11 protein-coding genes are annotated in these 12,823 nt (G+C 69.1%); 6 read left to right on the top strand and 5 right to left on the bottom strand.

Translation table 11 applies throughout. From position 1 onward, the window contains the following. The first annotated feature begins 12 nt into the window (after positions 1 to 12). Positions 13 to 1,035, top strand: a complete 1,023-nt coding sequence (locus OL599_RS14245) for a Gfo/Idh/MocA family protein (protein ID WP_264714463.1) — start codon at positions 13 to 15, stop codon at positions 1,033 to 1,035. A gap of 42 nt (positions 1,036 to 1,077) precedes the next feature. Here the strand turns inward: OL599_RS14245 and OL599_RS14240 are convergent, their stop codons facing one another. After that, positions 1,078 to 1,962, bottom strand: a complete 885-nt coding sequence (locus tag OL599_RS14240; protein WP_264714462.1) for an ATP-binding protein — start codon at positions 1,960 to 1,962, stop codon at positions 1,078 to 1,080. 85 nt (positions 1,963 to 2,047) lie between these two features. Between OL599_RS14240 and yajC the strand changes: the two genes are divergently transcribed. Then, complete coding sequence (yajC, locus tag OL599_RS14235) at positions 2,048 to 2,383, top strand: preprotein translocase subunit YajC (RefSeq protein ID WP_264714461.1); 336 nt, start codon at positions 2,048 to 2,050, stop codon at positions 2,381 to 2,383. Positions 2,384 to 2,467: 84 nt separating this feature from the next. On the opposite strand, the gene OL599_RS14230 is transcribed toward yajC, so the two are convergent. Beyond that, on the bottom strand, positions 2,468 to 3,070 hold the full coding sequence (locus tag OL599_RS14230; protein WP_264714460.1) for a superoxide dismutase: 603 nt from the start codon (positions 3,068 to 3,070) through the stop codon (positions 2,468 to 2,470). Between the two features lie 114 nt (positions 3,071 to 3,184). On the opposite strand from OL599_RS14230, the gene OL599_RS14225 reads away from it, so the two are divergent. Then, positions 3,185 to 3,991, top strand: coding sequence for a phytoene/squalene synthase family protein (locus OL599_RS14225; protein WP_264714459.1), 807 nt, complete (start codon positions 3,185 to 3,187; stop codon positions 3,989 to 3,991). Between the two features lie 80 nt (positions 3,992 to 4,071). On the opposite strand, the gene OL599_RS14220 is transcribed toward OL599_RS14225, so the two are convergent. From OL599_RS14220 to uvrA, 3 genes are all read right to left on the bottom strand, one after another. After that, the gene (locus tag OL599_RS14220) at positions 4,072 to 5,226 is read right to left on the bottom strand and encodes an epoxide hydrolase family protein (protein ID WP_264714458.1); all 1,155 of its coding nucleotides are present in this window, start codon (positions 5,224 to 5,226) and stop codon (positions 4,072 to 4,074) included. Positions 5,227 to 5,282: 56 nt separating this feature from the next. Then, the gene (locus OL599_RS14215; RefSeq protein WP_264714457.1) at positions 5,283 to 5,498 is read right to left on the bottom strand and encodes a hypothetical protein; all 216 of its coding nucleotides are present in this window, start codon (positions 5,496 to 5,498) and stop codon (positions 5,283 to 5,285) included. 288 nt (positions 5,499 to 5,786) lie between these two features. Continuing rightward, the gene (gene uvrA, locus OL599_RS14210) at positions 5,787 to 8,651 is read right to left on the bottom strand and encodes an excinuclease ABC subunit UvrA (RefSeq protein ID WP_264714456.1); all 2,865 of its coding nucleotides are present in this window, start codon (positions 8,649 to 8,651) and stop codon (positions 5,787 to 5,789) included. Positions 8,652 to 8,823: 172 nt separating this feature from the next. Here uvrA and ssb point away from each other — a divergent pair, with 172 nt between their 5' ends. The 3 genes from ssb (at position 8,824) to coaD (ending at position 12,794) form a co-directional block, all read left to right on the top strand. Further along, on the top strand, positions 8,824 to 9,327 hold the full coding sequence (gene ssb, locus OL599_RS14205) for a single-stranded DNA-binding protein (protein WP_264714455.1): 504 nt from the start codon (positions 8,824 to 8,826) through the stop codon (positions 9,325 to 9,327). Positions 9,328 to 9,448: 121 nt separating this feature from the next. Next, positions 9,449 to 12,223, top strand: coding sequence for a DNA gyrase subunit A (gyrA, locus tag OL599_RS14200; protein ID WP_264714523.1), 2,775 nt, complete (start codon positions 9,449 to 9,451; stop codon positions 12,221 to 12,223). Next, positions 12,216 to 12,794: a pantetheine-phosphate adenylyltransferase gene (gene coaD, locus OL599_RS14195; protein ID WP_264714454.1), complete on the top strand. Its 579-nt coding sequence runs from the start codon at positions 12,216 to 12,218 to the stop codon at positions 12,792 to 12,794. The genes gyrA and coaD overlap by 8 nt, the downstream gene beginning before the upstream one ends. Positions 12,795 to 12,823: the final 29 nt, after the last annotated feature.

Below are 12,823 nucleotides of genomic sequence, written 5' to 3'. Positions count from 1 at the left end.
GGGAGGGAGGGGATGCAACAGCGCTTCGCCGTCATCGGGCTCGATCATCGCCACGTCTACGACCTTACGGAGCAGCTGACCGAAGCCGGAATGGCATGCGCCGGCTACTGGCCGGTCACCACCGATCCGCGCGTGCTCGAAGGCTTCCGCAAGCGTTTCCCGCATATTCCCGAAGTCGCCGACAAGGACCGCCTGCTCGATGACCCCGCCATCCAGGTCATCGTCACCGCCGCCGTGCCGTGCGACCGCGCCGCCCTGGCCATCGCCGCGATGCGCCGCGGCAAGGACGTCATGGCCGACAAGCCCGGCGTCACCACGCCCGCGCAACTGGCCGAGGTGGAGAAGGTCGTCGCCGAGACCGGGCGCATCTTCTCGGTCTGCTTCTCCGAGCGCTTCCTGACGCCATCGACGGAAATGGCGCTGAAGCTGGTGCGCGACGGCGCCATCGGGCCTGTGATCCAGACCGTGGGCCTGGGGCCGCACCGGCTGAACCGCGCCATCCGCCCCGCCTGGTTCTGGCAGCGCGACGCCGCTGGCGGCATCCTCGTGGACATCGCCAGCCATCAGATCGACCAGTTCATCGTCTTCACGGACTCGCAACGGCCCGAGGTCGCCGCGGCCAGCGTCGGCAGCTACGCCGTGGGCGACGGCTTCGAGGATTTCGGCGAGATCCTGCTGCGCAGCGAGCGCGCCACCGGCTACCTGCGCGTGGACTGGTTCACCCCCGACGGCATGCCTGCCTGGGGCGACGGCCGCCTGACCATCCTGGGCACCGAGGGCACGATCGAGCTGCGCAAATACCTCGACCTCGAAGGCCGGCCGGGCACCGACCATCTGTTCCTGGCCGACGGCAAGGGCACGCGGCATATCGGCTGCGAAGGACTGCCGCTGAGCTATTTCCGCGCCTTCGCCGCCGACGTTGCCAACCGCACCGAAACCGCCATGCCGCAAGCGCATGTCTTCACGGTCTGCCGGCTCGCCCTGGAAGCGCAGGCTCGGGCGCAACGTGTCCCGATGCAGGCAGCGCCGGCGTGAGTCGCAACAGGTCGGGGAGCGGCCCGGCCTGGAATCGGAAGGTCAGACCCGCACGCCCAGCCGCCCGGCCAGGTCCTGGATGAACTGCCATGCCACCCGCCCGGAGCGCCCGCCGCGCGTCACCGACCACTCCACCGCCGCCGTCCGCAGCGCCTCGGCGGTGATCGGTAGCGCCATCGCCGCCGCATAGCCATCGATCATTGCGAAGAACGTGTCCTGGTCGCAATTGTGGAAGCCGATCCACAGCCCGAACCGGTCGGACAGCGACACTTTCTCTTCGGTCGCCTCGGACGGGTTGATGGCGGTGCTGCGCTCGTTCTCGATCATGTCGCGCGGCATCAGGTGCCGGCGGTTCGAGGTGGCATAGAACAGCACGTTGTCCGGCCGGCCCTCGATGCCGCCGTCCAGGACCGATTTCAGCGCCTTGTAGTCGGCATCCTCGCGCTCGAAGCTCAGGTCGTCGCAGAAGATCAGGCAGCGCCGCGTCTCGCCGCGCAACCGCCGCAGCAGTTCGGGCAGGGTGGCGATGTCCTCGCGGTGGATCTCGATCAGCACCAGGCTGCCGGGAACCTCGGCATTGGCCTGGGCGTGCGCGGCCTTCACCAGCGACGACTTGCCCATGCCGCGCGCGCCCCACAGCATCGCGTTGTTGGCCGGCAGGCCGCGGGCGAAGCGCAGCGTGTTCTCGAGGATGATCGCCTTCTGCCGCTCCACCCCCCTCAGCAGCGAGATGTCGACGCGCGATACCGCGGGCACCGGCGTCAGGTGGGCGGGGGAAGGGTGCCACACGAAGGCGTCGGCGGCGCCGAGATCGACCTTCCGCGGTGGCGATGGCGCCAGCCGTTCCAGCGCCTCGGCGACGCGTGTGACGGCCGCGAGCAATGCCTCGGCGGCGCGTCGGTCGGAGTCGGGAAGGTGCTGGTCCATGGGGGGCGGTCTTTCGCGGAAAGCTTGACGTGCGAGGGGCGGAAACTATGGTCCCGGCCGACACATCGCAACCCGGAAACCCCAGATGCTCATTTCTCCCGCCTACGCGCAGGACCTCTCCGGCCTCGTCGGCAGCGCCGGCCAGTTCCTGCCGCTGGTCCTGATCTTCGCGGTCTTCTACTTCCTGCTGATCCGCCCGCAACAGCAGCGGCAGAAGGAGATGAAGTCGATGCTCGCCGCCCTGAAGCGCGGCGACCGCGTGGTGACCGGCGGCGGCATCGTCGGCGTGGTGCAGAAGACCAAGGACAACGAGATCGAGGTCGAGATCGCGCCGAATGTCCGGGTGACCGTGCTGCGCGAGACCATCAGCACGGTCGTGAACCCGACGCCCGCCAACGACGCCAAGCCTGCCAAGGCCTGACGGAAAGACCCGCCTGGATGAGAAAGGGCCCCCAAGGGGCCCTTTCGCTATCCCGGAACGCCGCAGAGCGGGGCGGCCGCGGACTCAGCCAAGCTGGCTGAGCGCGTATTCGTAGTTGGCCAGCTTGTCGAGCCAGTTCTGCACATAGTCCGGACGGCGGTTGCGGAAGTCCAGGTAGTAGCTGTGCTCCCACACGTCGCAGCCCAGCAGCGCCTTGCCCTCGCCGGTGGCCAGCGGGTTGGAGCCGTTCGGCGTCTTCGTGCATTTCAGCTTGCCGTCGCTGCCCTGCACCAGCCAGGCCCAACCGGAGCCGAACTGCGTGGTCGCCGCGGCCTTGAACGCGTCCTTGAACGCGGCGACGCTGCCGAAATCGGCGACGATCTTGGCCTCCAGCTTGCCCGGAATGCCGCCGCCGGTGGGCGACATGTTCTGCCAGAACAGGATGTGGTTCCAATGCTGGCCGGCATTGTTGAACACGCCCGCCAGCGACGCATCGCCATGGGCGAGCTTCACGATCTCTTCCAGCGACTTGCCCTGCAGGGTCGCGTTCTTCTCGACGAAGCCGTTCAGCGCCGTCACATAGGCCTGATGGTGCTTGCCGTGATGCAGCTCCAGCGTCTCCTGGCACATGCCGCGCTCGGCCAGCGCGGTGTGCGAATAGGGGAGGGAGGGGAGTTCAAAGGCCATGGAAGCGTTCTCCGGCTGTTGGAGTTTCACGGGCGCAAAGACACTGGTCAGTTATGACCGGCGGCCGGCGAGGTCAAGCTTGCACGCCCGGCCGTTCCGCGCCACCTCCGCCCCATGCCGACCAAGCCCTCCCCGGAACTCTCCCCTCTTGCCACGTTGGTGCGCCGCCATGATCCCGACCGGTTCCTGACCGCCCTGTTCGCCCCGCCGGCGCGGCGCGAGGCGCTGTTCCTGCTCTACGCCTTCAACCACGAGCTTGCGCGCGCCCGGGAAGTCGCCAGCGAGCCCATGCTGGCGCTGATCCGCCTGCAATGGTGGCGCGAGGTGGTGGAAGGCGAGCGCCGCCGCCACGAGGTCGCGGGACCGCTCGGCGAGGCGCTCGACGCGGGCGTGCTGGACCGCGACGATCTGCTGACCATGATCGAGGGGCGAGAAGCGGAGGCCGAGCCGTCGGTGCCCAGCCTCGCGGCCTGGCGGGCCTATCTGGCCGCCACCGCCGGAGGGCTGGCGGTGGCCGCCGGCCGGGTGCTGGGCGCCGAACCCCAGGTGCTGGACCGGCTGCGTGCCCTCGGGGCGGCGTATGGCGTCGCCGGCCAGCTTCGCAGCGTGCCCGCCCTGGCCCGGCAGGGCCGCTGCCTGCTGCCCGAAGACGTGCTGGGCGCGCATGGCCTGACCATCCACGCCGTCATCGCCGCCCCGGATGCGCCTGGACTGGCGCCCGTGTTGCAGGCCCTGGCCGAAGAGGGGCGCCGGTTCCTGGCGGCCGGGCGCGGGCGCGTTCCGGCCGCTGTCCGCGCCGCCTCTTTGCCCGCAGTGCTGGGCCGGCGCGACCTGCGGCGCATCGGCCAACCGCTGGCCCCACGTGGCCTGGGCGACCGTCTGGCCGTGCTCGCCGCTGCGGCCGGGGTTGCCTCGACCTGAGTCGCGCGGCCGGACCCCTCCGCAAGGGGGCGGCATTGCCCCCTTCTCCCGTTGCGGGAGAGGGCTGGGGTGAGGGGGCCCTACCCCCGAAACGGCCGGAAGAACGCCCGGATATCCTGTGCCAGCAGTGCCGGCTGCTCCATGGCCGCGAAATGGCCGCCGCGTGGCATCGATGTCCAGCGCTGCACGTCGAACACCCGCGCCACATAGTCGCGCGGCGGCGTTACGATCTCTTTCGGGAACGCCGCGAATCCCAGCGGCGGCGTAATGCGCAGGCCGCCTGCGAAGTTGAGCGGGGTGCGCCGGCTTTCCTTGTAGATCCGCACCGACGAGGCGATCGTCTGCGTGAACCAGTAGATGGAAATGTTGGTCAGCACCGCGTCGAGCGAAAAGGCGCGCTCGATGTCGCCGTCGCAATCGCTCCAGCTGTGGAATTTTTCGCCGATCCACGCGGCCAGGCCTGCCGGCGAATCGTTCAGGCCGTAGGCCAGGGTCTGCGGCTTCGTGCCCTGGATGTGGTTGTAGCCGCCTTCGGCATCGCGCCAAGCCGCAACCTGCGCCAGGAACGTCCGTTCGGCCGCCGACAGCGGCGGCTGCGGTCCTTCGGGACCCGGCAGGAAGGCGCCGAGGGTGAAGTTCAGATGGATGGCTGCCACCAGGTCCGGCCGTGTGGCGGCAAGCCAGCTCGACACGCTGGCCCCCCAGTCGCCGCCCTGCACGCCGAACCGCCCATAGCCCAGGCCGGTCATGAGCTTCGCCCACAGCTCCGCGACCTGCGGCGGGCCGAATCCCGGCGCTTGCGAATGGCCGGAGAAGCCGTAGCCGGGCAGGGACGGGACCACCACATCGAACGCATCGGCCTCGTCCGCGCCATGCTGCGCGGGGTCGGCCAGCATCGGGACGATGTCTTCCATCTCCGCGAACGAGCCGGGCCAGCCATGCGTGATCACCAGCGGGAACGGCCGCGGGCCGGCGCCGCGCGCATGCACGAAATGGATCGGCAGCCCGTCGATATCGGCAATGAACTGCGGCAGCGCGTTGAGCCGCGCTTCCTGCGCCCGCCAGTCGAACCCGTCCTGCCAGTAGCCGACCAGGCGGTGCAGGAAATCGAGCCGCGTGCCGTAGGACCAGTCGGCGTCGTTCACCTCGTCCGGCCAGCGGGTCCGTGCCAGCCGCGCCTTCAGGTCCTCCAGCTCGGCAGCCGGGATCCGGATCTCGAACGGCGAAACCTGCATCGGCCTGCCTCCTGCGGTCGCGGCACTCTAGCGTTGCCGCGGCCGCAGGAACACCGTCAGGCCTGCGGCGTGCGCGGCTTGGCCGGGGTGGGGAGGCGGCCGGTCAAGACCATCTGCCGGGCCACGCGCTGCACGTCCTCGCGCGTCGGCCACAGGCTACCGTCGATGTCCTCCAGGCGGAGGTCCACGGCGACGAAGCGGTAGCCATTGTGCAGGCGCACGGCGGCGCCGACGAACACGCCGTCGACGTCGATGACATGGGACTGGAGCATGGGGATGCCTTCACCGGGCGGCACAGGCCCGGTGCCTCTCGACTCGAAATTCGGGACAATGCGGGAACGGATCAGCCGGTGATCCGGCAACAGGCGGGGCAGCTTTGCATTCGGCCGCGATACCGTGTCGTCGTCCGTGTCGTCGTCCCCTGGTGCAGCTGTGGCATTGGGTGTCTCCGTGGTCTGAGTCGGACCATCGCCAGGATAAAAGACGATAGGAATGCGTGGTCAAGTTAAATTATGCGATATCGATTCGTGTATATATTTTCATGTTGAATTTGTGCGTAGTTAAGCCCGCCGGCGCAGCTTCTGCTTCACCGCCGGCGCCGGCGCCAGCAGCGGCGCCAGGAACCGCCCGGTATGGCCCTCCGGATTGGCCGCAACGTCCTCGGGCGTGCCCTCCGCCACGATCCGGCCGCCGCCGTCGCCGCCTTCCGGCCCCAGGTCCAGGATCCAGTCGGCGGTCTTGATTACTTCCAGGTTGTGCTCGATCACCACCACGGTGTTGCCCTGGTCGACCAGCGCGTGCAGCACTTCCAGCAGCTTGCGCACATCCTCGAAGTGCAGGCCGGTCGTCGGCTCGTCGAGGATGTACAACGTCCGCCCGGTGGCGCGCCGCGCCAGCTCCTTCGACAGCTTGATCCGCTGCGCCTCGCCGCCGGACAGCGTGGTGGCCTGCTGGCCGAGCGCGATATAGCCGAGGCCCACCTGCTGCAGGATCTTCAGCCGGTCGTGGATGCGCGTGGCGGCGGAGAAATACGGCACCGCCTCGTCCACCGTCATCTCCAGCACCTCGGCGATCGACTTGTCGCGGAACTTCACGTCCAGCGTCTCGCGGTTGTAGCGCTTTCCCTTGCAGGTATCGCAGGTCACGAACACGTCCGGCAGGAAGTGCATCTCGATCTTCAGCACGCCGTCGCCCTGGCACGCCTCGCAGCGCCCGCCCTTCACGTTGAAGCTGAACCGGCCGGGCTTGTAGCCGCGCGCCCGGCTTTCCGGCAGCTCGGCGAACCACTCCCGGATCGGCGCGAACAGGTCGGTATAGGTCGCGGGATTGCTGCGCGGCGTGCGCCCGATCGGCGACTGGTTGATGTCGATGATCTTGTCCAGCAGCTCCAGCCCGTCGATGCGCGCATGCGCCGCCGGCACCTCGCCCGAGCTCATCAGCCGGCGGCTCGCCGCCTTGTACAGCGTGTCGACCACCAGCGTGGACTTGCCGCCGCCGGACACGCCGGTGACGCAGGTGAACGTGCCCAGCGGGAACGCCGCCGTCACGTCCTTGAGGTTGTTGCCTTTGGCGCCGACCACGCGGACCACCCGGTCCTTCTGCATCGGGCGCCGCATCGGCGGCACCTCGATCCGTTTGCGCCCGGACAGGTAGTCGCCGGTCAGCGAGGCCGGATTGGCCGCCACTTCGGCGGGCGCGCCGCGGGCCACCACATGCCCGCCATTGATCCCGGCCGCCGGGCCCATGTCGATCAGGTAGTCGGCCGCCCGGATCGCGTCCTCGTCGTGCTCGACCACCAGCACGGTGTTGCCCAGCGATTTCAGCCGCCGCAGCGTGCCCAGCAGCCGCTCGTTGTCGCGCTGGTGCAGGCCGATCGAGGGTTCGTCGAGCACGTACAGCACCCCGGTCAGGCCCGAGCCGATCTGGCTGGCCAGCCGGATGCGCTGGCTCTCCCCGCCGGACAGCGTGGCCGAGCCGCGTGCCAGCGTCAGGTAGTCGAGCCCGACATCCACCAGGAACTGCAGCCGCTCCACGATCTCGCGCAGGATGCGCCGCGCGATCTCCTGGCGCTGCGGCGTCAGCGTGTCCATCACCCCCTGGAACCACGTGAGCGCATGGCGGATCGACAGCTCCGAAGCCTCGGCGATGTTGCTTGCGGCCACCTTCACCGCCAGCGCCTCCGGCTTCAGCCGGGCGCCGTGGCAGGTGGAGCAGGGCTTCTCCGCCTGGTAGCGGCTCATTTCCTCGCGCACCCAGGCGCTGTCCGTCTCCTGCCAGCGCCGCTGCAGGTTGCTGATCACGCCCTCGAACGGCTTGGTGACGGTGTACTGCCGCACCCCGTCCTTGTAGGTGAACGCGACCGGGGTCTCGCCGGTGCCGTGCAGGATCGCCGCGCGCACGTGCTCCGGCAGGTCGTGCCAGGGGGTGCGGGTGCTGACCTTGAAGTGCTTCGCCAGGCTCTGCAGCGTCTGGTCGTAATACGGGCTTTGCGCCCCGGTCCAGGGCGCCACCGCGCCCTCGGCGAGGTTGCGCCGTTCGTCCGGGATCACCAAAGCGGGGTCGAAGAAAGTCTCGGTGCCCAGGCCGTCGCAGGCCGGGCAGGCGCCGTGCGGGCTGTTGAAGCTGAACAGCCGCGGCTCGATCTCCTCAATAGTGAAGCCGCTCACGGGGCAGGCGAAACGGCTGCTGAACACGGTGCGCTCGCCGGAATCGGCGTTCTCGGCGTAGACCACGCCGTCGGACAGCCCCAGGGCGGTCTCGAAACTGTCGGCCAGGCGCGCGCCAATGCCCTCGCGCACCACCACCCGGTCGACCACCGCCTCGATCTCGTGCTTCACCTTGCGGTTCAGCGCCGGCACCTCGCCGATCTCGTAGAGCTTCCCGTCCACCTTCACCCGGGTGAAGCCGCGCCGCTGCAGCTCGGCCAGTTCCTTGCGGTACTCGCCCTTGCGGTCGCGCACCACGGGGGCCAGCAGCAGCAGCCGCGTGCCCTCGGGCATGGCCAGCACCCGGTCCACCATCTGGCTGACCGTCTGCGCCTCGATCGGCAGGCCGGTCGCGGGCGAATAGGGCACCCCCACGCGCGCCCACAGCAGGCGCATGTAGTCGTGGATTTCCGTCACCGTGCCCACGGTGGAGCGCGGGTTGCGGCTGGTCGTCTTCTGCTCGATGGAGATCGCCGGCGACAGCCCCTCGATCGAATCGACGTCCGGCTTGCCCATCAGCTCCAGGAATTGCCGGGCATAGGCCGACAGGCTCTCGACATAGCGCCGCTGCCCCTCGGCATAGATGGTGTCGAACGCCAGCGAGGACTTGCCGGACCCCGACAGCCCGGTGATCACCACCAGGCTGTCCCGGGGAATCTCGACATCCACGTTCTTGAGGTTGTGCTCGCGCGCGCCGCGCACGTGGATGGAGCCGGCCATGCAGGATACCCCGGGGAATCGGATTGTGTTCTTGAGTTGTTCCACCTATATGGCCCCAAACAGGCAGCTTGGGAAGCCCGTCCCGATGCGGGACTGGGCTGATCTGGCCGCCGCTCGTGGCAGGCGCTATGCTGCGCCGCAGGAACAAGAGCAGACAGCAGGAAGATCCGTCATGGCTGGCAGTGTGAACAAGGTGATTCTGGTCGGCAATCTCGGCAAGGACCCCGAGGTGCGGACCAGCCAGGACGGCACCAAGATCGTGAATTTCTCGCTGGCCACAAGCGAGACCTGGAACGACCGCGCCTCCGGCGAACGCAAGGAGCGCACGGAGTGGCACCGCGTGGTGGTGTTCAACGACCGCATCGCCGATGTGGTCGAGAAATATGTCCGCAAGGGCAGCAAGGTCTATGTCGAGGGCAGCCTGCAGACCCGCAAATGGACCGACCAGTCCGGCCAGGAGAAATACACCACCGAAGTGGTGATCGGGCGCTTCAAGGGCGAGCTGACCATGCTGGACGGCCGCAGCGGCGGCGAGGGCGGCGCGTCCGAAGGCGGCGGTGGCGGCTACCAGCGCGAGCGCGCCCCGGCCGCCCGCAGCGCCGCCCCGCGCGGCGGCAACCCGTCCTGGGATGCCCCGAAAGGCGGCGGCGACCTGGACGACGAGATCCCGTTCTGACGAGTAGGCCCCCCTTGGGCCAGCACCCGTCGGCGACTGCGACCCAACAACCTGAATCGAGACTGACTTGAGCGACACCACGCCCGAGGATCCCACGCGGGGGTCCGGCTCACCGTCCGACATGCATCCGGTGGTGCTCGAGGAGGAGATGCGCCGCTCCTACCTCGACTACGCCATGTCGGTGATCGTCAGCCGCGCCCTGCCGGACGCGCGCGACGGCCTGAAGCCGGTGCACCGGCGCATCCTGTATGCGATGCAGGAGGCCGGCTACACGCACGACAAGCCGTACCGCAAATCCGCCCGCGTGGTCGGCGACGTCATGGGCAAATACCATCCGCATGGCGACGCCTCGATCTACGACGCCCTGGTCCGCATGGCCCAGGACTTCTCCATGCGCGTGCGCCTGATCGACGGCCAGGGCAATTTCGGCTCGGTGGACGGCGACCCGCCGGCGGCGATGCGCTACACCGAAGTGCGCATGGCCCGCTCGTCCGGCTACATGCTGGCCGACATCGACCGCGACACCATCGACTTCCAGCCGAACTACGACGAAAGCGGCGAAGAGCCGAAGGTGCTGCCGGCCAGCTTTCCGAACCTGCTGATCAACGGCGCCGGCGGCATCGCCGTCGGCATGGCCACCAATATTCCCACCCATAATCCGACCGAGATCATCGATGCCACGCTGGCAGTGATCGCCGACCCCGCCATCGACCTCGACGCGCTGATGAAGATCGTGCCGGGGCCGGACTTCCCGACCGGCGGCCTCATCCTCGGCCGCGCCGGCATCCGCTCGGCGTTCGAGACCGGGCGCGGCAGCATCGTCATCCGCGCCCGCGCCGAGATCGAGGAGATCCGCAAGGACCGCAACGCCATCGTCGTCACCGAGATCCCCTATCAGGTGAACAAGGCCACCCTGATCGAGCGCATCGCTGACCTCGTGCGGTCCAAGCAGGTCGAGGGCATCAGCGACCTGCGCGACGAGAGCGACCGCTCGGGCATGCGCATCGTCGTCGAGCTGAAGCGCGAGGCGACCCCCGAGGTCGTGCTCAACCACCTGTTCCGCTACACCCAGCTGCAGACCAGCTTCGGCGTGAACTTCCTGGCCCTCGACGGCGGCCGCCCGCGGCTGATGGGCCTGAAGGACGCGCTGGCGACCTTCATCCGCTTCCGCGAGGAGGTGATCCTCCGCCGCAGCCGCCACGACCTCGCCAAGGCCCGCGAGCGCGCCCATCTGCTGGTGGGCCTCGCCATCGCGGTGGCCAATATCGACGAGGTGATCCGCCTGATCCGCGCCAGCCCCGACACCGCTTCCGCCCGTGCCGCCCTGATGGCGCGCGACTGGCCGGCCGCGGACGTGGTGCCGCTGCTCGACCTGATCGAGGACGAGCGCAATGTGGTCAGCCCGGGCAACACCGTCCGCCTGACCGAAGAGCAGGCCCGCGGCATCCTCGAACTCCGCCTGCAGCGCCTGACCGGCCTGGAGCGCGAGAAGATCCACAACGAGATGAGCGAGGTCGCCGCCAGGATCGCGGAGCTTCTGGACATCATCGCCAGCCGCCCACGCCGCATGGAGGTCATGCGGGCCGAGCTGCTGGAAGTGCGCGCCGAGATCGCCAATCCGCGCATGACCGACATCGTCGACGGCGTCGCCGACCAGGACGACGAGAGCCTGATCGAGCCCGGCCAGATGGTGGTGACGATCACCCGCGACGGCTTCATCAAGCGCACCCCGCTGGAGACGTTCCGCCAGCAGAACCGCGGCGGCCGCGGCCGCAGCGCCGCCGGCACCCGCGGCGACGACATCGTCACCCGCAGCTTCAATGCGCATACGCATCAATGGGTGCTGTTCTTCTCCTCCGGCGGCAAGGCCTATCGCGAGAAGGTCTGGCGCCTGCCGGAAGGCGGGCCCACCGGCAAGGGGCGTGCCCTGGTGAACCTGCTGCCCGAGCTCGGCAGCGACACCATCACCGCCGTGCTGCCGCTGCCGGTCGACGAGGCGCTGTGGGACAGCCTGCACCTGGTCTTCGCCACCAGCAGCGGCCATGTCCGGCGCAACCGCCTGTCGGACTTCCGCAACGTCCGCGCGTCCGGCCTCATCGCCATGAAGCTGGACGAGGGCGACCGCCTGATCGGTGTGGCCACCTGCCACGAGGGCGACGACGTGCTGCTCGCCACCCGCCTGGGCCGCTGCATCCGCTTCCAGATCACCGACGACACGCTGCGCGTCTTCGCCGGGCGCGACAGCTCCGGCGTGCGTGGCATCAAGCTGGCCGAGGGCAAGCGCCGCGACGAGGTCATCAGCATGTCCGTGCTGCGCCACGTGGAGGCCACGACCGAGGACCGGGTGGCCTATCTCAAGCTCGCCGCCGCGCGCCGCCGCAGCAACGGCGACGACGAGGCCGAGACGCACGCCGATGCCGAGGAGGTCGTGGCCGACGTGGCCCTGACGCCCGAGCGCGTCGCTGAGCTGGAAGCGGCCGAGGAGTTCCTGCTCACCGTCACCGACGCCGGCTTCGGCAAGCGCAGCAGCGCCTACGAGTACCGCGTCTCCGGCCGCGGCGGGCAGGGCATCGCCAACATCACGCTCAGCCCGCGCACCGGCGCCGCGGTCGCCGCCACCTTCCCGGTGCGCCCCGGTGACGACGTGATGCTGGTCACCGACGCCGGCCGCCTGATTCGCCTGCCCGCCGACCAGATGCGCATCACCGGCCGCGCCTCCATGGGCGTCACCCTGTTCCGGCTGGATTCCGACGAGCGCGTCACCAGTGTGTTCCCGGTGATGGAAGACGGAACCGACGAGGGCGCCAACGGTTCCGCCAACGGCGATACCGCAACCGGCGAGGAAGGGCCCGCCGGCAGCAATACCGACGATCCCGGGGAGGGTGACGATGTCTGACACGGCGAGGCCCGCGACAGTGGGCCCCAGGCAAGCCAAGCCGCCGCGCACGGGCCTGTACCCCGGCACGTTCGACCCGATCCACAACGGCCATATCGACATCATCAGCCGCGCCGCGCGCATCGTGGACCGGCTTGTCATCGGTGTCGCCACGAACATCGGCAAGGGCCCGCTGTTCCCGCTGGAGGAGCGCCTGGAGCTCGTGCGCGAAGAATGCGACATCATCGCCCGGCGGACCGGAACGCCGATCGAGGTGCATGCCTTCGACACGCTGCTGGTGACCCTGGCCCAGCAGGTGGGGGCAGGGCTGATCGTGCGTGGGTTGCGGGCGGTGTCGGACTTCGACTACGAGTTCCAGATGGCCGGGATGAACGCCCGGCTCGACCGCAACGTGGAGACGGTGTTCCTGCCGGCCAGCGAGGGGCAGCATTTCATCTCGTCGCGATTCGTGAAGGAGATCGCGATTCTCGGCGGCGATATCTCGTCTTTCGTCTCGCCGTTGACGCTGGAACGGACCATGGCCCGCGTCGGCCGGCCCGCCGCCGCTCCGGCCCGCGCTCGTCCCGCCTGACGGCGGACCCGGCCTGCCGGCTGGGGCCC

The sequence above is a fragment of the Limobrevibacterium gyesilva genome (genome assembly GCF_025989185.1).
In the GTDB taxonomy this organism is placed as follows: Bacteria; Pseudomonadota; Alphaproteobacteria; order Acetobacterales; family Acetobacteraceae; genus Limobrevibacterium; species Limobrevibacterium gyesilva.
Note: the sequence above shows the minus strand (reverse complement) of the source record. Positions and strands in the feature narration are given on the sequence as shown.

Excerpts from the sequence above, each read along its gene's own strand:
- OL599_RS14245 (WP_264714463.1), top strand. The coding sequence starts at position 13 with ATGCAACAGCGCTTCGCCGTCATCGGGCTCGATCATCGCCACGTCTAC.
- OL599_RS14240 (WP_264714462.1), bottom strand. The coding sequence starts at position 1,962 with ATGGACCAGCACCTTCCCGACTCCGACCGACGCGCCGCCGAGGCATTG.
- yajC (WP_264714461.1), top strand. The coding sequence starts at position 2,048 with ATGCTCATTTCTCCCGCCTACGCGCAGGACCTCTCCGGCCTCGTCGGC.
- OL599_RS14230 (WP_264714460.1), bottom strand. The coding sequence starts at position 3,070 with ATGGCCTTTGAACTCCCCTCCCTCCCCTATTCGCACACCGCGCTGGCC.
- OL599_RS14225 (WP_264714459.1), top strand. The coding sequence starts at position 3,185 with ATGCCGACCAAGCCCTCCCCGGAACTCTCCCCTCTTGCCACGTTGGTG.
- OL599_RS14220 (WP_264714458.1), bottom strand. The coding sequence starts at position 5,226 with ATGCAGGTTTCGCCGTTCGAGATCCGGATCCCGGCTGCCGAGCTGGAG.
- OL599_RS14215 (WP_264714457.1), bottom strand. The coding sequence starts at position 5,498 with ATGCTCCAGTCCCATGTCATCGACGTCGACGGCGTGTTCGTCGGCGCC.
- uvrA (WP_264714456.1), bottom strand. The coding sequence starts at position 8,651 with ATGGCCGGCTCCATCCACGTGCGCGGCGCGCGCGAGCACAACCTCAAG.
- ssb (WP_264714455.1), top strand. The coding sequence starts at position 8,824 with ATGGCTGGCAGTGTGAACAAGGTGATTCTGGTCGGCAATCTCGGCAAG.
- gyrA (WP_264714523.1), top strand. The coding sequence starts at position 9,449 with ATGCATCCGGTGGTGCTCGAGGAGGAGATGCGCCGCTCCTACCTCGAC.
- coaD (WP_264714454.1), top strand. The coding sequence starts at position 12,216 with ATGTCTGACACGGCGAGGCCCGCGACAGTGGGCCCCAGGCAAGCCAAG.